At 71.3% G+C, this 24,398-nt stretch carries 23 protein-coding genes; 9 read left to right on the forward strand and 14 right to left on the reverse strand.

Features of this window, described 5'->3' with window-relative positions; translation table 11 throughout:
* From ACFU99_RS04790 to ACFU99_RS04805, 4 genes are all read right to left on the reverse strand, one after another.
* Nucleotides 1-337: SsgA family sporulation/cell division regulator (locus ACFU99_RS04790; RefSeq protein WP_384385774.1), on the reverse strand; the 337-nt coding region annotated here is incomplete at its 3' end.
* A 103-nt stretch (nucleotides 338-440) separates the two neighbouring features.
* The gene (locus ACFU99_RS04795) at nucleotides 441-1,178 is read right to left on the reverse strand and encodes an IclR family transcriptional regulator (protein WP_384385825.1); all 738 of its coding nucleotides are present in this window, start codon (nucleotides 1,176-1,178) and stop codon (nucleotides 441-443) included.
* Between the two features lie 321 nt (nucleotides 1,179-1,499).
* Nucleotides 1,500-1,718, reverse strand: coding sequence for a DUF5326 family protein (locus ACFU99_RS04800; protein ID WP_363128623.1), 219 nt, complete (start codon nucleotides 1,716-1,718; stop codon nucleotides 1,500-1,502).
* 174 nt (nucleotides 1,719-1,892) lie between these two features.
* The gene (locus tag ACFU99_RS04805) at nucleotides 1,893-2,210 is read right to left on the reverse strand and encodes a cupin domain-containing protein (RefSeq protein ID WP_363225224.1); all 318 of its coding nucleotides are present in this window, start codon (nucleotides 2,208-2,210) and stop codon (nucleotides 1,893-1,895) included.
* Between the two features lie 62 nt (nucleotides 2,211-2,272).
* Between ACFU99_RS04805 and ACFU99_RS04810 the strand changes: the two genes are divergently transcribed.
* The 4 genes from ACFU99_RS04810 to ACFU99_RS04825 all read left to right on the forward strand — a co-directional run bounded on the left by ACFU99_RS04810 (nucleotide 2,273) and on the right by ACFU99_RS04825 (nucleotide 5,755).
* Nucleotides 2,273-2,653, forward strand: coding sequence for a phage holin family protein (locus tag ACFU99_RS04810; protein ID WP_384385778.1), 381 nt, complete (start codon nucleotides 2,273-2,275; stop codon nucleotides 2,651-2,653).
* Nucleotides 2,654-2,782: 129 nt separating this feature from the next.
* Nucleotides 2,783-3,937, forward strand: a complete 1,155-nt coding sequence (locus ACFU99_RS04815; protein ID WP_384385781.1) for a cystathionine gamma-lyase — start codon at nucleotides 2,783-2,785, stop codon at nucleotides 3,935-3,937.
* A gap of 298 nt (nucleotides 3,938-4,235) precedes the next feature.
* Nucleotides 4,236-5,132 (forward strand): LysR family transcriptional regulator, encoded by an 897-nt coding sequence (locus ACFU99_RS04820; RefSeq protein WP_384385783.1) that lies wholly within the window; start codon nucleotides 4,236-4,238, stop codon nucleotides 5,130-5,132.
* Between the two features lie 98 nt (nucleotides 5,133-5,230).
* Nucleotides 5,231-5,755, forward strand: coding sequence for an NUDIX domain-containing protein (locus ACFU99_RS04825; RefSeq protein WP_384385786.1), 525 nt, complete (start codon nucleotides 5,231-5,233; stop codon nucleotides 5,753-5,755).
* A 123-nt stretch (nucleotides 5,756-5,878) separates the two neighbouring features.
* On the opposite strand, the gene ACFU99_RS04830 is transcribed toward ACFU99_RS04825, so the two are convergent.
* The 3 genes from ACFU99_RS04830 to ACFU99_RS04840 all read right to left on the reverse strand — a co-directional run bounded on the left by ACFU99_RS04830 (nucleotide 5,879) and on the right by ACFU99_RS04840 (nucleotide 9,640).
* A complete protein-coding gene (locus tag ACFU99_RS04830) occupies nucleotides 5,879-6,628 on the reverse strand; it encodes a pyridoxamine 5'-phosphate oxidase family protein (RefSeq protein ID WP_384385828.1) in 750 nt (249 codons plus the stop codon).
* An 89-nt stretch (nucleotides 6,629-6,717) separates the two neighbouring features.
* On the reverse strand, nucleotides 6,718-8,565 hold the full coding sequence (locus ACFU99_RS04835; protein WP_384385789.1) for a globin domain-containing protein: 1,848 nt from the start codon (nucleotides 8,563-8,565) through the stop codon (nucleotides 6,718-6,720).
* Between the two features lie 442 nt (nucleotides 8,566-9,007).
* Nucleotides 9,008-9,640, reverse strand: coding sequence for an HAD family hydrolase (locus tag ACFU99_RS04840; protein ID WP_384385792.1), 633 nt, complete (start codon nucleotides 9,638-9,640; stop codon nucleotides 9,008-9,010).
* A gap of 156 nt (nucleotides 9,641-9,796) precedes the next feature.
* Here ACFU99_RS04840 and ACFU99_RS04845 point away from each other — a divergent pair, with 156 nt between their 5' ends.
* The gene (locus ACFU99_RS04845; RefSeq protein ID WP_384385795.1) at nucleotides 9,797-10,291 is read left to right on the forward strand and encodes a MarR family winged helix-turn-helix transcriptional regulator; all 495 of its coding nucleotides are present in this window, start codon (nucleotides 9,797-9,799) and stop codon (nucleotides 10,289-10,291) included.
* Nucleotides 10,292-10,347: 56 nt separating this feature from the next.
* Nucleotides 10,348-10,800: a GNAT family N-acetyltransferase gene (locus ACFU99_RS04850; RefSeq protein ID WP_384385798.1), complete on the forward strand. Its 453-nt coding sequence runs from the start codon at nucleotides 10,348-10,350 to the stop codon at nucleotides 10,798-10,800.
* Nucleotides 10,801-10,853: 53 nt separating this feature from the next.
* Here ACFU99_RS04850 and ACFU99_RS04855 read toward each other — a convergent pair whose 3' ends face one another.
* From ACFU99_RS04855 to ACFU99_RS04865, 3 genes are all read right to left on the reverse strand, one after another.
* Nucleotides 10,854-11,630 (reverse strand): TetR family transcriptional regulator, encoded by a 777-nt coding sequence (locus ACFU99_RS04855; protein WP_384385801.1) that lies wholly within the window; start codon nucleotides 11,628-11,630, stop codon nucleotides 10,854-10,856.
* 283 nt (nucleotides 11,631-11,913) lie between these two features.
* Nucleotides 11,914-13,041 (reverse strand): pyridoxal-phosphate-dependent aminotransferase family protein, encoded by a 1,128-nt coding sequence (locus tag ACFU99_RS04860; RefSeq protein WP_384385804.1) that lies wholly within the window; start codon nucleotides 13,039-13,041, stop codon nucleotides 11,914-11,916.
* A 133-nt stretch (nucleotides 13,042-13,174) separates the two neighbouring features.
* Entirely contained in the window at nucleotides 13,175-14,593 is a 1,419-nt protein-coding gene (locus ACFU99_RS04865; protein ID WP_384385806.1) for a serine hydrolase domain-containing protein, read from the reverse strand.
* Between the two features lie 126 nt (nucleotides 14,594-14,719).
* Here ACFU99_RS04865 and ACFU99_RS04870 point away from each other — a divergent pair, with 126 nt between their 5' ends.
* Nucleotides 14,720-15,457, forward strand: coding sequence for a dienelactone hydrolase family protein (locus tag ACFU99_RS04870; RefSeq protein WP_384385809.1), 738 nt, complete (start codon nucleotides 14,720-14,722; stop codon nucleotides 15,455-15,457).
* Between the two features lie 44 nt (nucleotides 15,458-15,501).
* On the opposite strand, the gene ACFU99_RS04875 is transcribed toward ACFU99_RS04870, so the two are convergent.
* From ACFU99_RS04875 to ACFU99_RS04885, 3 genes are all read right to left on the reverse strand, one after another.
* Complete coding sequence (locus tag ACFU99_RS04875) at nucleotides 15,502-16,494, reverse strand: AraC family transcriptional regulator (RefSeq protein ID WP_384385812.1); 993 nt, start codon at nucleotides 16,492-16,494, stop codon at nucleotides 15,502-15,504.
* A gap of 107 nt (nucleotides 16,495-16,601) precedes the next feature.
* On the reverse strand, nucleotides 16,602-17,735 hold the full coding sequence (locus ACFU99_RS04880; RefSeq protein ID WP_384385815.1) for an FAD-dependent monooxygenase: 1,134 nt from the start codon (nucleotides 17,733-17,735) through the stop codon (nucleotides 16,602-16,604).
* 239 nt (nucleotides 17,736-17,974) lie between these two features.
* Nucleotides 17,975-18,679 (reverse strand): type 1 glutamine amidotransferase domain-containing protein, encoded by a 705-nt coding sequence (locus tag ACFU99_RS04885; protein ID WP_384385831.1) that lies wholly within the window; start codon nucleotides 18,677-18,679, stop codon nucleotides 17,975-17,977.
* 274 nt (nucleotides 18,680-18,953) lie between these two features.
* Between ACFU99_RS04885 and ACFU99_RS04890 the strand changes: the two genes are divergently transcribed.
* Nucleotides 18,954-19,829, forward strand: coding sequence for a helix-turn-helix transcriptional regulator (locus tag ACFU99_RS04890; RefSeq protein WP_384385817.1), 876 nt, complete (start codon nucleotides 18,954-18,956; stop codon nucleotides 19,827-19,829).
* Here ACFU99_RS04890 and dnaB read toward each other — a convergent pair.
* Nucleotides 19,796-22,561 (reverse strand): replicative DNA helicase, encoded by a 2,766-nt coding sequence (dnaB, locus tag ACFU99_RS04895; RefSeq protein ID WP_384385820.1) that lies wholly within the window; start codon nucleotides 22,559-22,561, stop codon nucleotides 19,796-19,798. The two genes, ACFU99_RS04890 and dnaB, sit on opposite strands and share 34 nt — an antisense overlap.
* A 418-nt stretch (nucleotides 22,562-22,979) precedes the next feature.
* On the opposite strand from dnaB, the gene ACFU99_RS04900 reads away from it, so the two are divergent.
* A complete protein-coding gene (locus tag ACFU99_RS04900; protein ID WP_384385823.1) occupies nucleotides 22,980-24,317 on the forward strand; it encodes an MATE family efflux transporter in 1,338 nt (445 codons plus the stop codon).
* Nucleotides 24,318-24,398: the final 81 nt, after the last annotated feature.

Here is a 24,398-nt window from a genome sequence, read left to right on the forward strand (position 1 = left end):
GGTCGGTGCGGTCGAGGAAGGCCACGAGGGGGGCGGCGCCGGCCCGGAACAGGGCCTTTTCACCGCCGACTTGCAGCCGGATGAAGACGTCGGAGAGGTGTTCGGACGAGGCCGGCGCGATGTGCACGTCGCCCTCGCCGGAGGGCTGGCTCAGCCCGTCGAGCAGGAGTTCTCTGGCGAACGCCCATGTTACGGGCGCGTCGCCGGGGAGATGGAAGGTGAACGTGATGGCGTACGGGTCGTTGCTGTCGTACGTGAGTTCCACCGGGATACGGAAAGCAAGCTCCTCGGAGACGAGAAAGGTCATGGTCACTTCTGCCTGAACCGTGTCGCGCATAGCCCTATGCCCCGCGTTCGTCGGATTTGGCCGGGATTGAATCCTCATGGCCCTATTGACGCCATCGTCTGACAACGACTAACGGATCACAAGGAGTGATTTTTCAGATACTGATAGAGAACGAGAGTGAGCTTACGAGCTCACCGACTCTGGAGCGTAACGACTCGACCACAGGACGGAGTTGTTCCACCCGATTCGACGGAAGTGAGACCGCCATGGTCGCCACGGCGGTCCCCGCGACTATGGGGAAAGCCGCGCAGACCGTCCCGAGCGCGTACTCCTGCTGTTCGAACACCGGTTGGAGCCGGTGCCGGTTCTCCAGCCTGCGCAGCAGGTCGGCGCGGTCGCGCGCGGAGTACGGGGTGAGGGGACGTACGGGGTGGCGGGCGAGGTAGTCGTCGCGCTCCTCCTCGCCGAGCTGGGCGAGGAGGCACTGACCCAGCGCGTGGGCGTGCGCGGTCTCGCGAAAATCCGCCCATTCCTGTACGGCCGGGAACTCGGGAGCGTCGGCGACGGCGAGGACGTCGACCTCGCCCTCGCGGTACGCCGCGAAGTAGAGGGGAACACCGAGTTCTTCGCCGATGTCGGCCAGCGTGCCGGCTATTCCGGCGCGTCGCTCCTCGCGGCCGTCCACATCGCCGAGGCTCATCGCGGCGTCGCCGTAGAGGAAGACGCCGTTCTCCCGGCGCAGATATCCCTCATGGGTCAGCGTGCGGAGCAGGTGGTAGGCGGTGGGCAGCGGCAGGCCCGCCTCACGGGCGAGCTGCTTGGCAGGTGCACCGTCCCGGTGCGCGCCCACTGCTTCCAGAAGACGCAGCGCACGCTGCACCGATCCGATCAGAGTCGGCTGGGAGGAAGCCCCGATATTCGCAGTCGCCAACGTTCACCCCCAGGCGTGCCGACGGGTGTCGTACCCGTCTGCGGGGGCCGCCCCCGCCACTACTGCGCCGCCCAGGGGCCGTAAGAACGCACGAGCGATGTCGGCGTCGCGGCCGGGCCGAGGGTCGACCGGCCCGCCCGAGCCACCGCCACAAGGAGGCGTCAGCGATTCGCACTCTAACCGGAGTAACGCGTTCAGGTTGATGTTTGGCGGGGGGTGTCCCTCAGCCGGGCTACCCCGGAAGGCGGCGGGGCAGGCCGCCTCGGAGCGTCCGGCGGCCGTCTACCAGTCGCTGTGCGACGAGGACGAGGAGGTGAACTTCCTTACCACGTAGATGAGTCCGCCGACGAGCGCGACCAGCAGCAGGGCCTTGAAGAGCAGGCTGACGACGAAGCCGAGCACGCTCATGATCAGACTGCCGAACACCAGTAGGACGAGGAGCGGCACCGCGATCCACTTCACCCATCCCGGCAGACCCCCGAATATCCCCTTCTCGGCCATTTCGTCCCCTGCTTTCCATTCGCTCGGTCGCGTCAGTCGCGCAAGTCGCGTCGGTCGCGTTCTCGCCAGGTCTCCCCTTGCACCTTCGATGCTAGGCGGCGGGGCGCGCCGACGGGGGCCCCGCGGCCCCCGTCCTCCCCTGACCGGACCCCTACGGGGAGCCAGGAGAGCAGGTCAGCTCTCAGGGGGAGAGAAGACCACCATGACCCTCAGGTCCTCGGCGATGTGGTGGAACCGGTGCGTCACCCCGGCCGGCACATAGACCACGCTGCCCCGCGCGACCTGCGTCGTCTCGGCGCCCACCGTGATCGACGCCCGCCCGCTCAGCACCAGGTACACCTCGTCCTGCGCGTGCGGGCTCTGCGGGTCGGCCTCGCCCGCGGCGAGGGCGTAGAGCCCGACCGACATATTCCGTTCGCGAAGAAACTGTAGATACGCGCCGTCGTTCGCGGCCCGCTCCGCCTCCAGCTCATCCAGCCGGAACGCCTTCATGCTCGTCCACCCCTTGCTGTGCCGACCCTTCCCGGGCCGATCCCGTCTGCAACGATCTCACCATGAAGAATTTCGTAGTCAAGACGATCGCCAACGCGGCCGCACTGGCGGTCGCCATCTGGCTGCTCAAAGGCATCACCCTGTCCGGTGAGAACACCACCCGCAAGGCGTTCACGCTGATTCTCGTGGCGCTGGTCTTCGGCGTGGTGAACTTCGTCGTCAAGCCGATCGTGAAGGTGCTGTCGTTCCCGCTGTTCATCCTCACGCTGGGGCTGTTCACTTTGGTGATCAACGCCCTGATGCTGCTGCTCACCTCATGGCTGGCGGGCAAGCTCGACCTGTCCTTCCACGTCGAGGGGTTCTGGTCGGCCCTGGTCGGCGGGGTGATCATCTCGATTGTGGCCTGGGCGATGCACATGATCCTGCCGGACGAGAACGACTGACGGCGGTACCCGCACGACGGGCCGGGGCCGATGGGGCACAGGAGTGTCCCGTCGCCTTCGGGCCCGGGGCGGGCCCCGCTTCCCGAGCGAGCGGGCCGACCGCCCGACTTACCCGAGCGAGGAGAGCACATGACAGGCGACGGCACGCGGGCCGTACGAGCGGGACTGCCCGAACCGGAGGCGAACGAACCGACGCTGCCCGGCCCGGTCTTCGCCGCCCACTACCACCTGCCCGGCGACGGCGGCGGCCCGTACACCTACGGCCGCGACACCAACCCCACCTGGACCCTGCTGGAGCGGGCCGTCGCGGAGCTGGAGTCGCCCGGCGCCGAGGCCCCGCCCGCCGAGACCGTCGCCTTCGCCTCCGGCATGGGCGCCATCTCGTCCGTCCTCATGTCCCAACTGCACCCCGGCGACGCGGTCGTGCTCCCCGACGACGGCTACAACCTCCTCATCCCCACCCGCGAGCGGCTCGCGGGCATCGGCGTCGAGGTCCGCACGGCCCCCACCCGCAACAACGGGCAGCTCGCCGAGCTCGACGGGGCCAAGCTGCTGTGGATCGAGACCCCCTCCAACCCCGGCCTCGACGTGTGCGACATCCGCCGCCTCGCCGAGGCCGCCCACGCGCGGGGCGCGCTCGTCGCCGTCGACAACACCCTCGCCACCCCGCTCGGCCAGCGCCCCCTGGACCTCGGCGCGGACTTCTCGGTCGCCAGCGCGACCAAGGCGCTCACCGGCCACGGAGACGTCCTGCTCGGCTGCGTCACCACCCGCGACCCGGACCTCGCGGCCGGGGTGCGCGCCTGGCGCAAGACCATCGGCGCCATCCCCGGCCCGATGGAGACCTGGCTCGCGCACCGCTCGCTGGCCACCCTCCAGTTGCGCGTCGACCGCCAGGCCCAGAACGCCCTCGCCCTCGCCACGGCGCTGCTGACCAGGGACGAGATCACCGGGGTGCGCCACCCCGGGCTGCCCTCGGACCCCGCGCACGAGATCGCGAGCGCGCAGATGCTCGGGGGCCGCTTCGGGTGCGTGGTCTCCTTCGCGCTGCCCGACAAGGCGCACGCGGACCGCTTCCTGACCGCCCTGCGGCTGGTCGACGACGCGACGAGCTTCGGCAGCGTGCGGTCGAGCGCCGAACGGCGGGCGCGGTGGGGCGGGGACGCGGTGCCGGAGGGGTTCATCCGCTTCTCCGTCGGCGTGGAGGACGCCGCCGACCTGGTCGCCGACGTGCTGCGGGCCCTGGACGAGGCCGCCGGCCGGCCGGGCGCCGCGGCCTGTTGAGCCCTGCTGAGCCTTGCTGACAGGGCGGTTTCCAACTGGCACGGCCGACTAGCACGTCCTACTAGCGCGCCCTACGCACGGCGGACGGCTCAAGCCTCCCCCCTCGTGGCTTGAGCCGTCCCGGTTCAACGCATGATGAACCGCGCGAACAAGGCTAGTTGACTCTGCGTCAGTGTCCAATCACGCTAGCACCACCGTCCTATCGACTTATTTATAGTTCCGCCGGGCCGGGCGACGGATCGCAGACGGCGGACCGCGGCTCGCCGACGACAGGCAGCATCAATCCCGAGGGGAATGCATGGATTTAGCCCTTTTACGCACCTTCGTCACCGTGCACCGAGCCGGGTCCTTCACCCGCGCCGCCGCCCTCCTCGGCCTCTCGCAGCCCGCCGTCACCGGCCAGATCCGCACGCTGGAGCGACAGCTCGGCCGCCCCCTCTTCCTCCGCCAGGCGCGCGGTGTCTCCCCCACCACCTCCGGCGACGAGCTCGCCCACAAGGTCGCACCCCACCTCGACGCCCTGCTGAAGATCACCGAGGCCGGGATCGACGAGCAGTCGCCCGCCCGCACCCTGCATCTGGCCGGCCCGCCCGAGTTCACCGCCCTGCGCGCGCTGCCCGCCCTCACCCCGCTCGTCGACCAGGGCCTCGCCGTACGCGCCGCCCACGGCACCACCGAGGAACTCCTCACCGGCCTCGCCGCGGGCCACCACGACCTCGTCATCACCACCGCCCGCCCGCGCGGCCGGCTGCTGAGCCCCACCCCCCTGTGCGACGAGGAACACGTTCTCGTCGCCGCGCCCCGCTGGGCCGCCCGGCTCGGCGGACCGGCCGTCGTGCACGCCAAGGGCGCGCCGCTGCTGGAACACCTCCCCGTCGTGGAGGTGCACGAGTGCCTGCCCCTGGTCGCCCGCTACTGGTCGTCCGTCTTCGACGCCGAGCCCACCGCCCCCGGCGCCGTCATCGCCCCCGACCTGCGGTCCGTACTGGCCTGCGTCGCCGCCGGCGCGGGGATCGGCGTGCTGCCCCGCTATCTGTGCGCCGAGGCCCTCGACCGGGGCGAGGTCGTCGCCCTCCTCAACCCGCCGGTGCCGCCGCTGCGCACCTACTACCTGGTCGTACGCGCCGGAACGCTCGGCCATCCCCACCTCGCGCGGGCGCACGAATGGCTGCTGCGGGCCGCCGACGGCTGGTGACGGACACGGCCGCGCCGGGCGGCCCCGCAGTACGGGGCGGCTGCTGTTCCCTGATGACGATGGGTTTCGAGGGCCGTCCCGCGCGGCATCTGTCACCTATGACCGAACGTCCAGTGGTCAAGCGCACCGCCCGTGCCATCCTGCTCGACAGCGCCGCCGAAACCGGCCCCGGCGCCGGAGGCGGTGCGGACGACGCCCTCGAAATGATCCTCATCAAGCGCACGAAACCCGGCGAGGCCCCGTACTGGATCACCCCCGGCGGCGGCGTGGAGCCCGAGGACGGGACAGTGGTCGACGCCCTGCACCGGGAGGTCGACGAGGAGCTCGGCGCGAAGGTGACGGACGTGGTCCCGGCCTTCGTCGACACCGTCACGCACCCGGAGGGCGCCGCCGCCCGCGGCGTGAAGGTGCAGCACTTCTTCGTCTGCCGCCTCGCGTCGATGGACCTCTCGCAGCGGCACGGCCCGGAGGTCGACGAGCCCTGCGGTACGTACGACGTGGTGCGCGTCCCCTTCACACGCGCGGGCATCGCCTCGGTGGAGGTGGTGCCGCCCTCGCTGCGCGCCTACCTGGACGCGAACATCGAAGGCGTACGGTCGCTGCTCGCGGCGGATCTGAGCTGAGCGGATCTGAGCCGAGGGGGCCGAGGAGGCGGGCGTACGCTCCCGCCTCCAGCCTCTCCGATGGCCTCTGGCCTCTGGCCTCTGCCCTTTAGCCTTTAGCCTTTAGCCTTTAGCCTTTAGCCTTTAGCCGAACCAGCCTCTGAACGGCTCGCTCTGTTCCTGCGGCTCCAACGGCTGCCAGCGGCGAGCCTGTTCCAGCGCCCGTTCGGCGCGGCGCTGCCACTCCTGGGCCTCCGTGCGCCCGCGCGCCTCGCGCGCTCGCTCCGCCGCCTGGGCCGCCGTGCCGAAGAAATCGCCGCCCTTGCGCCGCGAGTCGTCCGTGCCCCAATCCCCTTCGCTCCGCTCGCCCTCGCCCCGCTCGCGCCGCTCGGCCTCCCGCTGTCGGGGATCCGCCTTCACCAGATGCGGGATGTGCTTGCGGCAGTGGATGTACGCCTCCTCGACGCCGACCTCCACCCACAGCCGGGCGCGGCGGCCCGGAACGGGGTCCACGGGCAGCCCGGGGTGGCTCACGCGCAGTTCGGCGTCGGAAACCGTGCGGGCCCTGCCATTGATGTGCAGCCCTATCCGGTCATGCGTGAAGTCGACCATGAGAATGCCGAGATGGGGGTTTTCGGAAAGATTGCCGAGGCTGGCATGGACTCCGTTGCCCCGGTATTCGGGGTAGATCAGCGTGCGTTCATCCAGGACCCGCAGAAAGCCGGGCGGGCCCGCCCGGAAACTGTTGTCGCATTCGCCGTGCCGGTCGGCGGTGGCCAGGAAGAACATCTCCTGCCGGACCACGAAATCCCGCATGCGCGCATTGAGATGGTCCAGCACTTGATCGCCGTAGAACTTCTCGGCCCGCTGCACCGTTCCCATGCGCCGCTGCATCTCGTGCTCGCCATCGCTGCCCGGCAAGGGCGCTTTCGCCGCCGGCCGGACGGCGGTCAACTGCTCGGGTCCGACTCCGTACAAAGATCTCAACCCCCTGCCGCCACAAGCTCTTCGAGGGAGTCGTGCCGTATTCGATGGGACGGAATACCGATGCCCTTCAGTGTGTCCACCCCGCTGCGGATCATGCCGGGCGGGCCGGAGAGGTAAGCGTCGTAGGCGTTCCACGGCCCGTACTCCCGGACCGCGTCCGGGAGCGGGCCCGCGATGCCGCCGGCGGTGGGCCCGTCGGAGACCACCGGGTGCACTGAGAGCCAGGGATGCGTCCGCTGGAGCCGCAGCATGGTGTCGATGTCGTACAGGTCGTCGTCGTGGCGCGCGCCGTAGAAGACGTCCATCGGGCGGCGCCGGCCGTGTTCGGCGACGTCCTCGACCAGGGCCTTGATCGGGGCTATCCCGGTGCCGCCGCCCAGGCACAGCAGCCCGTTGTCAGTGGTGTGGTCCACAATCATGGAACCGGCGGGGGGCCCGAGCCGGATGACGTCGCCGGGGCGGGCGCGGTGCACCAGCGCGCTGGAGACCCAGCCCGCGGGCACGGCTTTGACGTGGAAGGAGAGCAGGCCGTCCGGGCGGGGCGCGGACGAGAAGGAGTAGTGCCGCCACACACGCGGCCACCAGGGGGTTTCCAGGCTCGTGTACTGGCCCGCGAGGAAGGCGTAGGGCTGGTCGGGCCGTACGGTCACGACGGCGATGTCCGGCGTCCGGCGCTCGTGCGAGACGACTTCGGCCTGCCACCAGGCGGGGGCGTGGCGCTCGTTCTCGGCCGCCGCGTCGATCATGATCTGCGAGATCGCCGTGTACGCGCGCACCCACGCGGCCTCGGCGGCCTCGCTCCAGGTCTCCGGCGCGTACCGGGTGAGCGCGGCGAGCAGGCACTCGCCGACGGCAGGGTAGTGCTCGGGCAGGGTGCCGTACTTCCGGTGTCCGCGGCCGAGGTGGGAGAGGTACTCGGTGAGGATGTCCGGGTCGTCGACGAGCTTGGCGGAGGTGAGCAGCGCCCGGAAGAGCCGGTCGCGCTGGGTGTCCATGGACGCGGGGAAGAGGGCCCGCAGGTCGGGGTGCTGGACGAAGAGGAGCGCGTAGAAGTACGAGGTCGCCTTGTCCGCGATGGGCTCGATCTCGGTCAGTGTGCGCCGGATGAGCACCGCGTCGGGCGAGGCGGGAACGGCGTCCGCCGGATCGAACACGGAGGGGGAGGGGGCGGAGGCGGGCTCGGAGGAGGGGGCGGGCTCGGGAGCGGGGGAGGGCGCGGGTGCGGGAGGCGCTGCGGCGGCGGGGGCGGGGCCCGGGGCAGCGGCTGTGGGGGCCGGGGAAGCGGCGGGCGGCGGTGCTTGGCCGGCCTTGGGGCGCGTTCCCTGCGGGGGTACGCGCTCGGGGGCGCGCTGGTGCTCGGTGTGCTCGGGGTGCTCGTCCGGTTCGGGGGACGGCGCGGAGGCCCATGAGGGGGTGTGCTCGGAGGCCGGCGCGGGGGACGGCGGCGCCGAGGCAGCGGGCCCTGGGGACGCCCCCGGCCCGCCGGGGCTGGTGGGACCGCTGCGCGCACCCGGTCCGGCGGGGCTGGTGGCGGTGCCGGGACCTACCGGTCCGCCGCGCTCGTTGCCCCTGCCGATCGGCCGTATCGGGCTGACCGAGCGGCTCGGGCTGCTCGGGCGGGCCGGGCGGGCCGGTATCCGCTCCGCGTCGCGCTCGTCGCCTCCGTCACGCTCGTCGCCGTTCCGCTCGCTGTTCCGCTCGCCGTCATCCCCCTGGGGGCCGCTGGGCCGCGGCGGGCGGGAGGGCCTCCTGCTCGGGCTGAACCAGCCCCACTCGCCACCGCCATTGCCGTCGTCGCCGCCGGAACTGCCGCCTTCGGCCGACATGGTGGTCGGAGCGTCCATAGTTGCCTCGCCTCGAACATCTTTCAGTCGGTCTTCGCACTTCCGAAGCCGGAAGGTGCCCGCAATTCCCCGTTTCAGGTCCGCCTTCGGTATCCGCTTCGGTATCCGCTTCCGGAGCAGAATTCCCAACTACGTCCGACCAGCCTCACAGTTCGCCACAGAACGGACAACGCCCGAAGTCATGTGACATTGAACGCAGTTCTCTGCCGCGCAGCATGCCACCTTCCTTCCCGCCTCCGGACAATCATCGGGAAGTCCGGGTAACAGCAGCCGTGTTCCTCTATGGTGAGACCATCCGTCGCGGCCCGCGAGCAGCCCACGCCGGGTCACGATTGTGCATCGCGCCCAACCGGGGACGACCATACCGGGCGTCGTTGAATACACAACCCTTCGACCGCCGGCGGCGACGACTTCTTGTCGCGTTCACGGGCGATACGGCCAATTACCGTGGGTCACCGACCAATTCGTATGCCTCCCGGAGATCGCGCCCGGTATAGGCATGCGTGGCGGCATCCCGCACATGATGATCCGCGTTCACCGCGACCGACACGGGCAATGCGGCGAACAGCGCCACGTCCGACATCGAGTCCCCGTACGCTACGCAGTCCGTCCGGGTCAGACCGAACTTCTCACAAAGTTCATCCGCAATCCTCACTTTCGCCGTCGCATCGAGGATGCCCGCGGGGTCGACCGGTTCCCGGAACGGCACGGAGGGCCAGCGTGAGCCGTGCGCCTCGTCCACGCCCCAGTCCAGCAGCCGTTCCACGAAGAACGACGGCGAGAGGGAGACCACCGCGCACCGCTCGCCGCGTGCCCGGATGGCGGCCCAGACCTCGCGGATGCCCGCGAGCCACGGCGCGCTCGCGAAGGCCGCCGCGACCTGTTCCTCGCGCAGCTCGCCCCAGAGCTCGCAGGCGCGTACGGCGAACTCCGGCGGCGTCATGCCTTCGATCAGGAACGCGCTCTCCAGCTCGGCGATCTCCCGCTCCACCCCGAGCTGCCGCGATATCTCGATCGCGGCGGCCGTGCCGTACAGCAGCGTGCCGTCCATGTCGAACAAGTGCAGTCTCGTCATGGGGCCGAGCCTAGATCTCGGTCCGCGGATCCCGCCCGGCTTTTCGAGCGGGGACAATAATTGCAGGCGCAGGAAATTGTGATACTGAGGTATCCTGGGCGGGACACGCTGCGAAAACCGACACAACAGTCGACGAAGCCGAAGGGGGAGCCCCTCATGTCTCAGCAGGTCACAACGGTCGTACCAGCTCCGGACGAGGCGCCCGCCCCCCTCACACCGGGCCTCGCCCAGAGCTGGTGCGCCCTCTCCTCCCTCCACGGCCGGATCGAGGCGCACGTCGAGCGCGCGCTCCAGGCCGGGCACGAGCTGAGCATGCGCGAGTTCTCCGTGCTGAGCGTGCTGGGCGACCAGCACGACGGCGACGGCGGCCACCTGCGGATGAACCAGGTCGCCGACTCCGTCGTCCTCAGCCAGAGCGCGACCACCCGGCTGGTCAGCCGGCTGGAGGACCGCGGCCTGCTGTCCCGCTACCTCTGCCGCACCGACCGCCGCGGCATCTATACGGACGTCACCGACGCCGGCCGCGTACTCCTCGACGCGGCCCGGCCGACACACGACACCGCACTGAACGAAGCGCTCGAAGAGGCCGCGAACCACCCCGAACTGGCCACGCTCGTCGCCGCCGTACGGTCCCTCACGCCCGTTTCCTGACCGGAGCCCGACCGGGCACTTGATCATTTAGCGGGCCGTCCGCGTAAGGTCCGGGCATGAGTGACATCGAGATCCGGCGGGCGACCGCCGACGACATCCCGGCCATCGTGGCCCTGCTCGCCGACGACGAGCTCGGCGCGCTGCGCGAAACCCCCGACGACCTCACTCCCTACCGCACCGCCTTCGCCCGGCTGGCCGACGACCCGAACCAGTACGTGGCCGTGGCGGTCCGCGAGGGCCAGATCATCGGCACCCTCCAACTCACCATCATCCCGGGCCTGTCGCGGCAGGGCGCGACACGCTCGATCATCGAGAGCGTGCGCATACACGCGGACGCGCGCGGCAGCGGCCTCGGCACCGAGCTCATCGAGTGGGCCATCGCCACCTCGCGCACCGAGGGGTGCCGGCTGGTGCAGCTCACGTCGGACGCGGTGCGCGTGGACGCGCACCGGTTCTACGAGCGGCTCGGCTTCGAGGCGTCCCACCTCGGCTTCAAGTACCAGCTCTAGACGCGGGCCCCCGCGACCGGGGGCCTACGTCCACGACTCATCGGGCCCGCGATTCATCGGGGCCGGTTCGGCCCGCCCCGTGCCCGCTCGCGGTGGGCCTTCTGGCGGCACGCGCCGCCGCAGTACCGGGCGGGCCGACCCGTACGCGCGGCGGACACGGGCGTGCCGCACGCCGCACACTCGGTTTCGTTACGTACATTGCTGCTATTGCGGTCTTTCCTGACCTTCTTCAGCTCGGCGACCGGAAGTTTCGTCACGTGCGGACCAGGCCGCAGGCTGTCGCAGAGCAGCGCCACGCCGCGCCCCGGAACAGCGCCCGCGCCCCGCCGCCGCTCCATCGACAGACACGCCAGCAGCAGCGCCCGTACATCGGAGATATCCACGTCCCGCCGTACGTCGCCCGCTTCCTGAGCATGTGTCAGGAGTACGTCCAGGGCCTGCGCGAACTCCCTGATCAGGCCGGCGGACCTGCCGAACCGCTCCTCCCCGCCCGCCTCCAGCGCGTCGCACAGCGCCTTGTTCCGCGCGGTCAGCCGCACCACCGACGCCAGGAAGCGGAAGAAGACCGGACCGGGGTCCGGCACCTCCGCCAACTCCCGTGCCGTGTCGACGAACAGCCGTATCCGGTCCACGACGGCCGCCTCGAACAGCGCTTCCTTCGACGGGAAATGGCGGTAGACCGTGCCCGCGCCCACCCCCGCGCGCCGCGCGATCTCCCCGAGCGGAACGTCCATCCCCCGCTCCGCGAACGCCGATCGGGCCGCCGTCAGCACGAGCGCCCTGTTGCGCCGCGCGTCCGCGCGGGAGGGTGCGGCGGCGGATTCCGTCATCGGTCGGGGCTCCTGGAGGCGCGGGCGATCAGTCCCGTAGGGCAACCGAAACAAGCGGGTGGGACGTTCCGATTGTAGCCAGGCCCGTAGAACATGATCGATAAGCGCGTGGCGGGAAGCGCCGCAGGCACTCCACCAGCGCCTCAGCGCCCTCCCCCTTCAACGATCCGTCGCGGAGGCACGTCGCGCACCTGCAAGCATAGAACTGGAGTTCGATTAAAGGAGCGAAAAGAAGACGAAAGAAGGGGCAGGAGCCACCGGCCCCCACCCCTCACCCGTTTTCTCAGCCCACAACCCCGGACCAGGCGGCCCCCGCCGCCTCCGCCGCGGCGTCCGCCCCCGACACGTCCGCTCCCAGCACGCGCAGCCCCTCGGCCAGCGCCGCCAGCGACGCGAGCACGACGGACCGGTCGGCGGCGAGTCCGTAGTGGTTGACGCGGATCATCTCCTTGGCGAGCTCGCCCGCCGCGGCCTGCACCGGTACGGCCGGGTCGGCGGCCAAGGCGGCAGCGACCAACTCGCGCGCGTCCATTCCCTCGGGGGCCCGCAGCGTCGTGGCGACCGGAGCGGCGTCCACGTCACGGGTGACGTACGGAGTAAGGGCGCCCAGTGCCCGTACACCTGCGCGGGTGGCCGCGGCCGCTCCCCGGTGGCGGGCGATGACGGCGGCCAACCCCGCCGCCTCGACGCGGTCGGCGGCCTGCTCCAGGGCGAGCATCTCCAACTGGGCCGGCGCGTGCGGCAGCGCGGCGCGGCCGCCGTCGATCCAGCTCTCCTTCCAGTCCAGGAGCGAGAGGTACGAACGGCGCGGGGCCTGCGGGTTCTCGGCGATCCGCGCCCAGGCGCGTGCGCTGACCGACACGGCGGACACCCCGGCGGGCCCCGCCATCGCCTTCTGACCGCCGATCACGCAGAGGTCCACGCCCCACTCGTCGGTCAGCAGCGGCTCGGCGGCCACGGAGGCGACGGCGTCGAGCATCAGCAGCGCGCCGTGCTCGCGCACCACGGCCCCGATCTCGGCGACGGGGTTGGTGTTGCCGGTCGCGGCCTCCGCGTGCACCAGGCACACGAAGTCGATCTCCGGCCGCTCGCGCAGCGCGTCGGCCACCTGCTCCGCGGAGACCGCGCCGCTGAACGGCGCGGTGACGGTCACCACCTCCGCCCCGCAGGAACGCATCCAGCCGCCGAACGTCTCGCCGTACGGGCCGGTGACGATGTTCAGCGCCGTGGAGCCGGGGCGCACGGCCGAGCGGATGCACGCCTCCAGCGGCAGCAGCGCCTCGCCCTGCATGGCGACGACGTCGGCGCGCGTACGCAGCAGCGAGGCGATCTTGTCCTCGACGCGCGCGAAGTGGGCGGCCGTGAGCGGCGGCAGGTCGAGCAGGGCCGGGACGGGATTCGCAGTGGTCACGGTGGCCTTCCAGATGATGCGCCGCGCGCGGCGGCCTGATATCTCGTTGTCTCGCAATCGAGGTCTTGCAATCGAGCGTACGTCCGCCGCTTTCTGTACACGGCAGCCGTATCCAGCCCGCGGCCTCTGCTCCCTACCGCCAGCCCTCGGGGTGGACGCCCCCCGGAACCGCCGCGTCCCCCGGCTCGTACGGCTGCCGGGTGAAGACGAACGTGCCGATGTCGAGGTGGCTGACCTCGCCCGCCCCGGTACGGGCCACCCGCAGCACCTCGCCCGCGTAATAGCCGTCCAGGCCGGTCCAGGTGCCGTCCGCCTCCGCGCGGAAGCGGGACGCGCGGCCCTGCGCGGCGAGGGGCCGGAGCTCCAGCCCGCGGTCCGCGCGGAGGCGGAGCGCGAGGGGCGTGGCGCCCCAGTACCAGGGCCCGGTCAGGGCGAGCAGCTCCGGATCGGCGGCGGGCAGCGGCTGCCACGGCTGCGGGAAGCGGGGTTCGTGCTCGGCGACGATCCGTACGAGGTCGGCGGCGACGACGCCGGTCGGCGGGCCTGCGGTGACGTTGGCGAGCGCGATCCCGGCGACGGCCTCCGCCGCGTTCACCCACAGCGCGGCGACGAAACCGGGCATGGAACCGGTGTGCCCGAAGAGCACCCCGCCCTGCGAACGGGCCAGCTGCACGCCGAGCCCGTAGCCGCCGTCCCAGTGCTCGCCCTCCGGCCCGGCCGCGGGCTCGCGCATCCGCGCCAGCGTGTCCGCGCTCAGCACCCGCTCGTCGCCGTGCAGCAGAAACGCGGCGAACCGTGCGAGGTCCCCGGCCGTGGACCACAACTGCCCCGCCGGTCCCATCAGCCCCGTGTCGACCACGTTTTCCCGCTGCATCACGTCGGCCCACGGGTGGACCGCCCAGCCGTCGGCGTGCGGCGCGGCGGGCAGCGGCGTCGTACGGCGCATGCCCATCGGTTCCAGCACCTCGCGGCGCAGCACCTCGTGCCACGGCGCACCGCCGCGCAGCCGCTCGACGAGCGCGCCCAGCAGCGCGAAACCGGGGTTGGAGTAGTGGTGCCGCCGCCCGGCCGGGTGCGGCTGTGCCCCCTCGCCGAACACATCCGCCAGCGCGGGCCGCAGCGCGCCGTCCGTCCGCTCCCACCAGGGGCCGCGCGCCTCGGCGGCCAGGCCCGCGGTGTGCGAGAGGAGTTGGGCGACCGTCGCGTCCCCCGCCCCGGCCGGGGCGCCGGCCAGGTCGCGGTCCAGGTGCTTGCGCAGCGGGTCGGCGAGGTCGAGCAGCCCCTCGTCGCGCAGCCGCAGCACCAGGACGGCGACGAACGTCTTGGTGATCGAACCGATCCGGTACTGCGTATCGGCGTCGGGCCGCTGCCCGTCGACCGCCCCGCACGCCCCGGACCACACCGTCTCCCCCTCCCTCACCACTGCCCCCACCAGGGAGGGCGAACGGCCCTCGGACTGGGCGACGGCGATGCGGTGCGCGAGGGCGCGGCGGGTGGCGGGAAGCAGGTCGTGGAACTCTGCGGATGCGGCGGCGGTGAAGGAAGCGCTCATGCCCGCACCCTAGGACGTACGTGCCCCACGTTCACCGCCATTACGGGCGTACGGGCCCCGCCCCCTTTTTCCGCCGACGGTGAAGACGGACCCGATCGCCCCCGGCACTCATTAAGGTCCGAATCCATGACGACGACGCCCACGACGGTCACCACGCGTACGGTCGAATACCCGGCCGACGGCCTGACGATGGTCGGGCACCTCGCGCTCCCGGCAGGCTCCGGCCGCTGCCCCGGGGTGCTGATAGGGCCCGAGGGCCCCGGACTCAACGACTTCCAGCGCCGCCGGGCCGACGCCCTCGCCGAACTGGGCTACGCGGCGCTGGCCTTCGACATCAACGGCGGCCGCTGGTTCACCGACCCGCAGGAAATGCTGGCGTACGTGAATCCGCTGCTCGCCTCCCCCGACCGCATGCGGGACATCGGCCACGCGGCCCTGGACGTACTGCGCGCCGAACCCCGCACCGACCCCGACCGGATCGCCGGCATCGGCTACGGCACCGGGGGCGCGATCCTCCTGGAACTGGGCCGCGACGGCGTCGACCTGCGCGCGATCGGCACGGTCAACGCGCTGACCACGGGCCGCCCCGGCGAGGCCGCGCACATCCGCTGCCCCGTATGGGCCGGCGTCGGCTCAGAAGACCCGATCATGCCCGCCGCGCAGCGCGACGCCTTCACCGCCGAAATGCAGTCCGCGGGCGTCGACTGGCGCCTGACGGTCTACGGCGGCGCCCAACACGCCTTCCACCACCCCACCGTCGCCCAAACCCTCCTCCCCGGCGTCGGCCACCACCCACAACACGCGGAGCGCGCGTGGCGCGACGTCGTGGACTTGCTGAGCGAGTGCGTGCCCGTGGCGGAGTGACTTGGAGCGTACGGACCGCCTAACTGAAGGCGGGGGGAATCGGACTATCTGCGGACCGCGGTCTCGGAGGGGAGTTCGGTGAAGCGGGTGCGGTAGGCGGCGGCGAAGCGGCCGAGGTGGGAGAGACCCCAGCGGTAGGCGATGGTGCCGATGGGGTCCGTGGTGGTGAGGATGTCCTCGCGAATGCGGTCGAGCCGCAGGTTACGGACGTAGGCCATGGGCGAGAGGCCGAGTCGGGCGCGGAAGGCGGAGCTGAGGGTTCGCGGGCTGCATCTCGCGGCGGCGGCGATGTCGTCGAGGCCGATGTGTTCGCAGAGGTGCGCTTCGATGAACGCGAGGGCTGCCCGCAAGGAGCGCGGATGGCCGGGGCGCGGGCCGTCGTGCAGTTCGCCGGTGTGCGAGTGGGGCTGGGCCAGGAGCAGGGCGCTGACGAGGCAGTGCAGTTGGCTGCGCTGGAGTTCCGCGCGCTGGAACAGCGGGTCTTTCGAATCCAGCTGTTCCAGGAGGGAACCGACCAGCAGCCGCACCGCCCGGCCCTTGGGCTCGCCCAGGTCGAGAGCGAAATCGAAGCGTACGGGGGACGTCGGCGGATGCCCGGCCAGCGCGGCGAATTCCCGGTCGACCAGGGCGGCATCGATCCGCAGGCCCAGGAACCGCGTCCGCCGGCTGCGCAGAGGCCGCAGTTCCTGGGTGTCCCCGGGGTTGGCGACCCCCGCCGTCGCCCCGTCGAGCGTCGCCCGAAGGCCGCCGCACGATGCCGAAATGGCACCGGAGACACCGATGTTGACGAAGTACGAGCCTCGGCCGCGGCCCGGCGCCGAGGAGACGCGCACGTCCAGCGGCGAGGTGAAACAGCCCACCGCGAAGCCGTGTGCGGCGACGCCGCGCAGTTCGTGGTGGCCGCCGTCGCCCAGCCCGTCCAGCGGCGATGTCGCGATCGAGCCGCCGAACAGGCGGGTGGCGGCGTTGAGCAGGTCGGCGGGGTTACGGGACCTGGTGATGAGGTGGTTGCGCAGCGGCGTCGGCACGGTGGTCACGTCGGTGGGCGCCTCTCTGTGAGCTGTGAGCTCTGCGAGCCGGGGCGCCCATTGTCAGCTGACTTGTCCCCTCACCTGGCGGCCTGTCGGCCATGCCGCCCTCGTCGCTAGACCGGATCGGCCATGAGCCGATGGCAGGAAGCGACCAGCGGATACATCTCGCCGTAACGCTGCTCCTGCTCCAGGCCGACGATCACGACCGAGGTCTCCACGAGCGTGCGGCACCGCCGCATGCGCCGGTCGACGAACGCCTGGAGCCCCGCGCCGACGGTCTCGTGCCGCCCGAGTTCACGGGCGAGTACGAGCCCGTCCTCGATGGCCAGCGCGGCGCCACTGGCCATATGCGGTGCGGGAGCGTGCGCGGCGTCGCCGATGACCACGCCGCTGCCGCGGTTCCAGCCGCCCTCCAGGAACGCCGTCAGTATCGGGCGGCGTACCACCGATTCCGACGCGGAGACCAGGGAGCGCAACTCCCGCACCCGGCCGGGGAAGCGCTCCAGCAGCAGCCGCATGCGCGGGGCGAGTTCGTCGTCCGGCAGGGCGCCGCGCTCCCCGCCGTTCTCCGTCAGGAACACGTACGCCTGGCTGTCCGAGATCGGCACGACGCCGGCCGTGTCGGTCTTCCCTCCGAACTGATGGATCCCGGCGGCCCACGCCGGCCGCGGCACCAGAGCCCGCCAGACCATCAGCCCGTGATAGTCGATCGAGGTCTCGAACCCCAGCAGGCCCCGTACCGCGGACCGGACGCCGTCCGCGCCCACCAGCAGCGCGACGTGTCGCTCCGTCCCGTCCGACAACCGCACGCGGACCAGCCCCGTCTCCTGATCCTGTGCCACCGCGGCAGCGGTGACTTGGTGGCGTATCACCACGCCGCACCGCTCGGCCTCCGCGTACAGGATGCGGTGCAGTACGGGCCGCGCGATCCCGGCCGCCGACGGCCGTCCCGCACCGATCAGGCGCGGCAACTGGGTCTCGCCCGCCGGTTCGCCGTCCGCGTCCACGTGGGTGATCGTGCTCATGCCGTACCCCGCGGCGATACACGTGTCCGCGAGCCCCAGCTCGTCCAGGGCGCGCAGCGAGGGACCGGTGAGGCACAGCCCCCATCCGGCGGCAGCCTCCGCCGGGCCGATCTCGGCGACCTCGACCTGCCACCCGTCGCGGGCCAGAGCGATCGCCGCTGTCAGCCCGCCCATCCCCGCACCCACGATCAAGGCCGTCCGCGTACCGCGATAGCTGTCCATATACGCCTCCAGAGCTCCCCCGAGCGCCGATTTCTCCACACCGTAGGCCGCGCCGCCCCTCCGCCTGGTCCGAATCCGGCAGCGACCGTCCCCTGTCGGCAATCAAAACGGCAATCAAAGACGGCAAACGAAAGCGGCAGTCGGCAGCGGCAGTCGACAGCAGCAGTCGACAGCAGCAAACGAAAGCGGCAAACGAAAGCGGCGCGGTGCCGCTGGAAGCTGCTCGCAAGCCGGGCCGCTCAGCCGAGCGCAGCGATCATGTCCTCGGCCATGCGCGTGCTGGAGGCAGGGTTCTGTCCGGTGTACAGGTTGCGGTCGGACACATTGAACTGCTGGTAGGCCGGACCGCTGGAGTGCACGGCGCCCATCTCCCGCAGCCGGGAGGCGAGCAGCCACGGCGCGCCCTCGGCCGTGCCGAACAACTGCTCCTCCTCATCAGTGAACGCGGCCATCTCCCGACCGGCGAACAGCCACTTCCCTTCCGCGTCCACGGCGCTGAGCAGGGCGGCCGGGCCGTGGCAGACGGCTCCGACGAGCTTTCCCGCCGCGTCCGCGGCGGTCAGCAGACGGCCGAGATCAGCGTCCTGGTACAGGTCCACGACCGGGCCGTGGCCACCGGGGAGCACCACAGCGGCATAGCCGTCCACGCGGACCTCGTTCAACTTCAGCAGGGGGCCGAACTCCCGTAGCGCCTTCTCCGCGTGCGCCACGTGGCGGGCGCAGTCCGCACCGGCGAGCTCCGGGTCGGCACTGTGCTGGTCGAGCGGTTGCAGCACCCCGCCGGGGGAGGCGAAGTCGACCGTGTACCCGGCCTCGATGAACTTCTCGTGCGGGGCGGCCAGTTCCTCGGCCCAGTAGCCGGTCGGATAGGCCGAGCCGTCGGTGCGCTCCCAGACACTGGCGGCGGACATGACGATCAGGATCTTGCGGGTGGGGACGCTCATGGGGACACGGTTCCTCTCGATGGGACGGGTACGGCCGGTGCCGGGCACGATCGGCGCGGCGGCCTCGGCCCCGTAGCGCAGGCCACGGACGGACCTGGTCGGCACACATCCACCCTGCCCCGCGACCACCCCCGCCGGGGCCGCACACCAAGCCCTGCGAAACCGCGGCCGCCCGTACCGCGGACCGCCGAACCCAGGACACGAGAACCTAGGACGGGAACCTAGGACGCACAGGACCAGCCACAAGCCGTCACCGTCCCTGACACTGGAATGTGTGGCCGACAAGAACCATGAACTCGCCGATTTCCTGAAACGGGCCCGAGGCCAGGGCGACCCGTCCAGATCGGGCCTGCCCTCGGACGGCCGCGTACGCCGCGTTCCGGGTCTGCGCCGAGAAGAGGTGGCGCGCCTGGCCGGCGTCTCGGCCGACTACTACACCCGACTCGAACAGGGCCGGAACATCACGCCCTCACCGGCCGTGATCGAGGCGATCGGCCGCGCCCTCGCACTCGACGAGGCGGGCAGGGCCCACCTCCGCGACCTCATCGGAGTGACCGCCGCGCCGGCCCACCGTCGGCGACCGGCCGCCGCGCAGCGCGTACGCCCCGGCCTCCGCCAGCTCCTCGACGCGCTCGACGGCGAGCCCGCCCTCGTACTCGGCCGCCGCACCGACATCCTCGCCGCCAACCGCATGGCGCGCGCCCTGTTCGCCGACTTCGAGCAGCTTCCGCCCCGCGAACGCAACTACGCGCGCTGGATGTTCCTGGACGACGCCGCCCGCGCGCTGTTCACGGACTGGGAGGACCAGGCGCGCGCCGCGGTCGAGAGCCTGCGCCTGGACGCCGGCCGCGATCCCGACGACCAGGCCACCGCCGCCCTCATCGCCGACCTGCGAGAACGCAGCCGCGCGTTCGACGCATGGTGGGAGCGGCACCGCGTCCACCAACGCACCCACGGCTCCAAGCGCCTCAACCACCCCCTCGTCGGCGAACTCACCGTCGAATACGAGACCCTCGCCCTCCCCGGCGACCCCGACACGACCCTGTACGTCTACACCGCCGAACCCGGCTCCCCCTCGAAACGCGCCCTCGGCCTCCTCGCGAGCTGGTCCCAGGATCAGGTCTGCGCCATGTCCACGAACCGCGAGTAGTGGCCCTGGAACGCGACCGTGATCGTGGCCGTGGGGCCGTTTCGGTGCTTGGCCACGATCAGGTCGGCCTCGCCCGCGCGGGGCGACTCCTTCTCGTACGCGTCCTCGCGGTGCAGCAGGATGACCATGTCGGCGTCCTGCTCGATCGAGCCCGACTCACGCAGGTCGGAGACCATCGGCTTCTTGTCCGTACGCTGCTCGGGGCCACGGTTGAGCTGGGAGAGGGCGATGACCGGCAGCTCCAGCTCCTTGGCGAGGAGCTTGAGGTTTCGGGACATGTCCGAGACTTCCTGCTGGCGGCTCTCGGCGCGCTTCGAGCCGCCGGACTGCATCAGCTGGAGGTAGTCGATGACGACGAGCTTGAGCTCGTTGCGCTGCTTGAGGCGGCGGCACTTGGCGCGGATCTCCATCATCGACAGGTTCGGGGAGTCGTCGATGTAGAGGGGCGCGGCCGATACGTCCGGCATGCGGCGGGCGAGGCGCGTCCAGTCCTCGTCCGTCATGGAGCCGGAACGCATGTGGTGCAGGGCCACTCGCGCCTCGGCGGACAGGAGGCGCATCGCGATCTCGTTGCGGCCCATTTCGAGGGAGAAGATCACGCTGGGCAGGTTGGCCTTGATGGAGCAGGCGCGGGCGAAGTCCAACGCGAGGGTCGAGTTGTGCGTGGGCACCATCGACCGGGTCGCCAGATACATATGGTCCGCGTTGTCCACCTGAACACAGCGCACGGGAACGCTCGTGACCTCGCGAACCTCGGCGATGTACCGCTGCGTCACCCGGGGGGTGGCGGGCCGCCGTCGATCCGCGTGCACCCGCCGCTTCCGCTCCAGTCCGAAGACCTCGTCGGTGGGCGTGAAGGTGATGATGTGGGCGACGGAGGTTTCCGCGGAACGGCCCTTGACGGTCTTGGCCTGCCGCCCGTACCGGTACCCGAGGCCGGCCAGCAGCTCGCAGAACCCGTCCGCCAGGGCCTTGTTGACGACCGCGAACTGCACGGATCCGGTCCGGTTGACCGTGCCGTCCGTATCCAGCAGCCCGGCGAGCAACGCCTTCCGCTGGGCGATGGAGCCACGCAGATACTCCTCGGGGATGTGCTTGTCGCCCAGCACTCCGAGGGCCCGCAACGTGGTGAGCAGGCTGCCGTGCGCCCCTCGGCACCGACGGCACCGGGGCGTGGCGGCGGAGGAAAAACACTCCACGCCGCAATCCGCGCACGTCGTGGGGGCAACCGGATCGGAGACGAATCGGGCCTTGCCGCCACATGACTGGCCACAACTGCGCACGTGGGCGAGCTTGGGCAGGAACATCCGGCCACAGACCACGCAGGATCGCCGCTGAGGCTCCGGCTCCTCCTCGACGACGAAGCCCAGCGCGTAGGTGATCCCGGCGCCGCCCACCTGCCGTGTCGTGAACCCGTCTTCCATGACGCGACGCACGATCTCCGGGTCCGCGGTGGTGAGCCGCGCGGCGTCACTGTGACCATCGCCCAGCCAGGCGCCGAACGTGTAGGGCGGCACCGGAAGCTCCCGAGGGGGAAGTTCCAGCGCGGCCGTGTTCCGCACGGAGTGGTTCAGCCGCTGCTCGGTGCCGCAATGGACCGATTCGGCGATCTCCTTGGTCGTCCTGACGGCGGCGAAGACCGTCTGCCGCTCCGCGCCGTGCTCCTGGGCGGACCTACGGGACGCACGCGTATCGGTGAGCCACTGGTGATCGGCATCGGCGACCACCTTGGTGCCGTCGTCGAAGACGATCTCGTAGCAGGGGCGCCCGACCATGACGTCGGTGGCGGCGACCACCCGCGTCGGCCTGCCGTCGGAGCCGAGCAGAAGGTCCCCCACTGTGACGTCGCCCATGCTCGTCCACCCGGTCGGGGTGGGCAGCGAGGTGTCCAGCGCGAGCGCCTTGCCCATGGCAGGCCGGGCCGCGATGACGATCATCTGGCCGGGGTGCAGGCCGTTCGTCAGGGCGTCCAGGTCCGTGAAGCCCGTCGGGACGCCCGTCATCTCGCCGCTGCGGGAGCCGATCGCCTCGATCTCGTCGAGCGCGCCCTCCATGATGTCGCCGAGCGGGAGGTAGTCCTCGCTGGTGCGCTGCTCGGTGACGGCGTAGATCTCGGCCTGGGCGCTGTTGACGATGTCGTCGACGTCGCCGTCGGCCGCGTATCCCATCTGGGTGATGCGGGTGCCGGCCTCGACCAGCCGCCGGAGGACCGCCCGCTCGTGGACGATCTCGGCGTAGTACGCGGCGTTGGCGGCCGTCGGGACGGACTGCACCAGGGTGTGCAGATACGCGGCGCCGCCGACCTTGGTGATCTCGCCGCGCTTGGTGAGCTCCGCCCCGATCGTGATGGGGTCGGCCGGCTCGCCCTTGGCATAGAGGTCGAGAATCGCCTGGTAGACGGTCTCGTGCGCGGGGCGGTAGAAGTCGGGGCCCTTGAGGACCTCGACGACCTCCGCGATCGCGTCCTTGGAGAGCAGCATGCCGCCGAGCACGGACTGCTCGGCGTCGAGGTCCTGCGGCGGTACGCGCTCGAAGCCGCCGCCCTGCCAGGAGGAGCCCTCGTCGCCGCGGTCGTGCTGCTCGCCGCGGCCCTTGCCCTCGCCGCGCCGGGGCCGGGAGACCGGGAGCCGGTCGCTGGGACCGGCGTCCGCCCAGGGGTCTTCCATGGGCGGTTCAGGCATAGCCATGCTCACCCCGCCACCTCCTCCCGTCCGCGACGCGGACCTCGCCATGCCCTTCTTTCTTACGGCACGGCTCTGACAAATAGGACACCCGACTCCGGTTACGGCGCGTCGAGTTCACGAGTCGCGAGGGCCGGAACATGCGGCGGGCGCCGGACCACGGTAGGCCCGTGGAGACCGTGCGCCAATCTTGTTATCCACAGACCATGTGGATGACGGCCCCCATCCTGTGGAGAAGTCGCCGATACCTGTGCACGGGGTGGGGGAAATCTCTGTGGACAAACACACAATCGCTTCAATCTCACCACCCTGACCTGCGATTTCTTCATCCAGGGCCTGTTGAGAAGAAAAACTTCCCCACCCGGCCCAAGATCACGACAAACGGCGCACCGACGAGCACCCGACGCCACAAGCCGTAAGGCCCCAATAGTACTTGCAGCACTTACCTGTGGAAGATTAGATTGACCGCATGCCCCAGGCCCCCACGCGCGAGCAGCGCAGCGCCCGCCGCCACGACCGCGAGATCATCGCGCTCGCCGTCCCCGCCTTCGGCGCGCTCGTCGCGGAGCCCCTCTTCGTCATGGTCGACAGCGCCGTCATCGGCCACCTCGGCACCCCCCAGCTCGCCGGCCTCGGCGTCGCCGCCGCCCTCCTCACCACCGCCGTCTCGGTCTTCGTCTTCCTCGCCTCCGCCACCACCGCGGCCGTCGCCCGCCGCGTCGGCGCCGGCGACCTCCCGGCCGCCATCCGCCAGGGCATGGACGGCATCTGGCTCGCCCTCCTCCTCGGCGCCGCCGTCATCGCCGTCGTGCTGCCCACCGCCCCCGCCCTCATCGACCTCTTCGGCGCCTCGCCCACCGCCGCCCCCTACGCCGTCACCTACTTGCGCATCAGCGCCCTCGGCATCCCCGCCATGCTCATCGTCCTCGCCGCCACCGGCGTCCTCCGCGGCCTCCAGGACACCCGCACCCCGCTCTACGTGGCCGTCGGCGGCTTCACGGCCAACGCCGCCCTCAACATCACCCTCGTCTACGGCGCCGGGCTCGGCATCGCCGGCTCCGCCTGGGGCACCGTCATCGCCCAGTGCGCCATGGCCGCCGTCTACCTCGCCGTCGTCATCCGCGGCGCCCGCCGGCACGGCGCGTCCCTGCGCCCCGACGCCGCCGGCATACGGGCGTGCGCCCAGGCCGGCGCGCCCCTCCTGGTCCGTACGCTCTCGCTGCGCGCCGTCCTGATGATCGCGACCGGCGTCGCCGCCCGGCTCGGCGACGCCGACATCGCCGCCCACCAGATCGTGCTCACCCTGTGGAGCCTGCTCTCCTTCGCCCTGGACGCCATCGCCATCGCTGGCCAGGCCATCATCGGCCGCTACCTCGGCGCCGCCGACACCGACGGCGCCCGCGCCGCCTGCCGCCGCATGGTGCAGTGGGGCATCGCCTCGGGAGTGGTGCTCGGCGTGCTCGTCGTGGCCGCCCGCCCGCTGTTCATCCCGCTGTTCACCACCGACCCGGCCGTACACGGCGCGCTGCTGCCCGCGCTCCTCGTGGTGGCCCTGACCCAGCCCGTGGCCGGCGTCGTCTTCGTCCTCGACGGCGTGCTCATGGGCGCCGGCGACGGCCCGTACCTCGCCTGGGCGATGCTGGCCGTACTCGCCGTCTTCGCGCCCGTCGCGCTGCTCGTCCCCGCCCTCGGCGGCGGCCTGACCGCCCTGTGGTGGGCCATGGCCCTGATGATGGCCGTCCGGATGGCGACCCTGTGGCTGCGCACCCGCTCCGGCCGCTGGCTCGTGACGGGCGCGACCCGCTGACGGTACGGGCGCGGGAGCCCGTACGGACGTCAGCACGGGTACGAGCCCCCGCTGCCGAAAACGCTTCCCGAACACACCGAA

The sequence above is a fragment of the Streptomyces sp. NPDC057654 genome (assembly GCF_042800135.1).
Classification (GTDB): domain Bacteria; phylum Actinomycetota; class Actinomycetes; order Streptomycetales; family Streptomycetaceae; genus Streptomyces.

Excerpts from the sequence above, each read along its gene's own strand:
- ACFU99_RS04900 (WP_384385823.1), top strand. The coding sequence starts at position 22,980 with ATGCCCCAGGCCCCCACGCGCGAGCAGCGCAGCGCCCGCCGCCACGAC.
- ACFU99_RS04830 (WP_384385828.1), bottom strand. The coding sequence starts at position 6,628 with ATGCAGCGGCGCATGGGAACGGTGCAGCGGGCCGAGAAGTTCTACGGC.
- ACFU99_RS04855 (WP_384385801.1), bottom strand. The coding sequence starts at position 11,630 with ATGACGGAATCCGCCGCCGCACCCTCCCGCGCGGACGCGCGGCGCAAC.
- ACFU99_RS04850 (WP_384385798.1), top strand. The coding sequence starts at position 10,348 with ATGAGTGACATCGAGATCCGGCGGGCGACCGCCGACGACATCCCGGCC.
- dnaB (WP_384385820.1), bottom strand. The coding sequence starts at position 22,561 with ATGGCGAGGTCCGCGTCGCGGACGGGAGGAGGTGGCGGGGTGAGCATG.
- ACFU99_RS04880 (WP_384385815.1), bottom strand. The coding sequence starts at position 17,735 with ATGGACAGCTATCGCGGTACGCGGACGGCCTTGATCGTGGGTGCGGGG.
- ACFU99_RS04805 (WP_363225224.1), bottom strand. The coding sequence starts at position 2,210 with ATGAAGGCGTTCCGGCTGGATGAGCTGGAGGCGGAGCGGGCCGCGAAC.
- ACFU99_RS04820 (WP_384385783.1), top strand. The coding sequence starts at position 4,236 with ATGGATTTAGCCCTTTTACGCACCTTCGTCACCGTGCACCGAGCCGGG.
- ACFU99_RS04810 (WP_384385778.1), top strand. The coding sequence starts at position 2,273 with ATGAAGAATTTCGTAGTCAAGACGATCGCCAACGCGGCCGCACTGGCG.
- ACFU99_RS04825 (WP_384385786.1), top strand. The coding sequence starts at position 5,231 with ATGACCGAACGTCCAGTGGTCAAGCGCACCGCCCGTGCCATCCTGCTC.
- ACFU99_RS04845 (WP_384385795.1), top strand. The coding sequence starts at position 9,797 with ATGTCTCAGCAGGTCACAACGGTCGTACCAGCTCCGGACGAGGCGCCC.
- ACFU99_RS04840 (WP_384385792.1), bottom strand. The coding sequence starts at position 9,640 with ATGACGAGACTGCACTTGTTCGACATGGACGGCACGCTGCTGTACGGC.
- ACFU99_RS04885 (WP_384385831.1), bottom strand. The coding sequence starts at position 18,679 with ATGAGCGTCCCCACCCGCAAGATCCTGATCGTCATGTCCGCCGCCAGT.
- ACFU99_RS04835 (WP_384385789.1), bottom strand. The coding sequence starts at position 8,565 with ATGGACGCTCCGACCACCATGTCGGCCGAAGGCGGCAGTTCCGGCGGC.
- ACFU99_RS04865 (WP_384385806.1), bottom strand. The coding sequence starts at position 14,593 with ATGAGCGCTTCCTTCACCGCCGCCGCATCCGCAGAGTTCCACGACCTG.
- ACFU99_RS04800 (WP_363128623.1), bottom strand. The coding sequence starts at position 1,718 with ATGGCCGAGAAGGGGATATTCGGGGGTCTGCCGGGATGGGTGAAGTGG.
- ACFU99_RS04815 (WP_384385781.1), top strand. The coding sequence starts at position 2,783 with ATGACAGGCGACGGCACGCGGGCCGTACGAGCGGGACTGCCCGAACCG.
- ACFU99_RS04870 (WP_384385809.1), top strand. The coding sequence starts at position 14,720 with ATGACGACGACGCCCACGACGGTCACCACGCGTACGGTCGAATACCCG.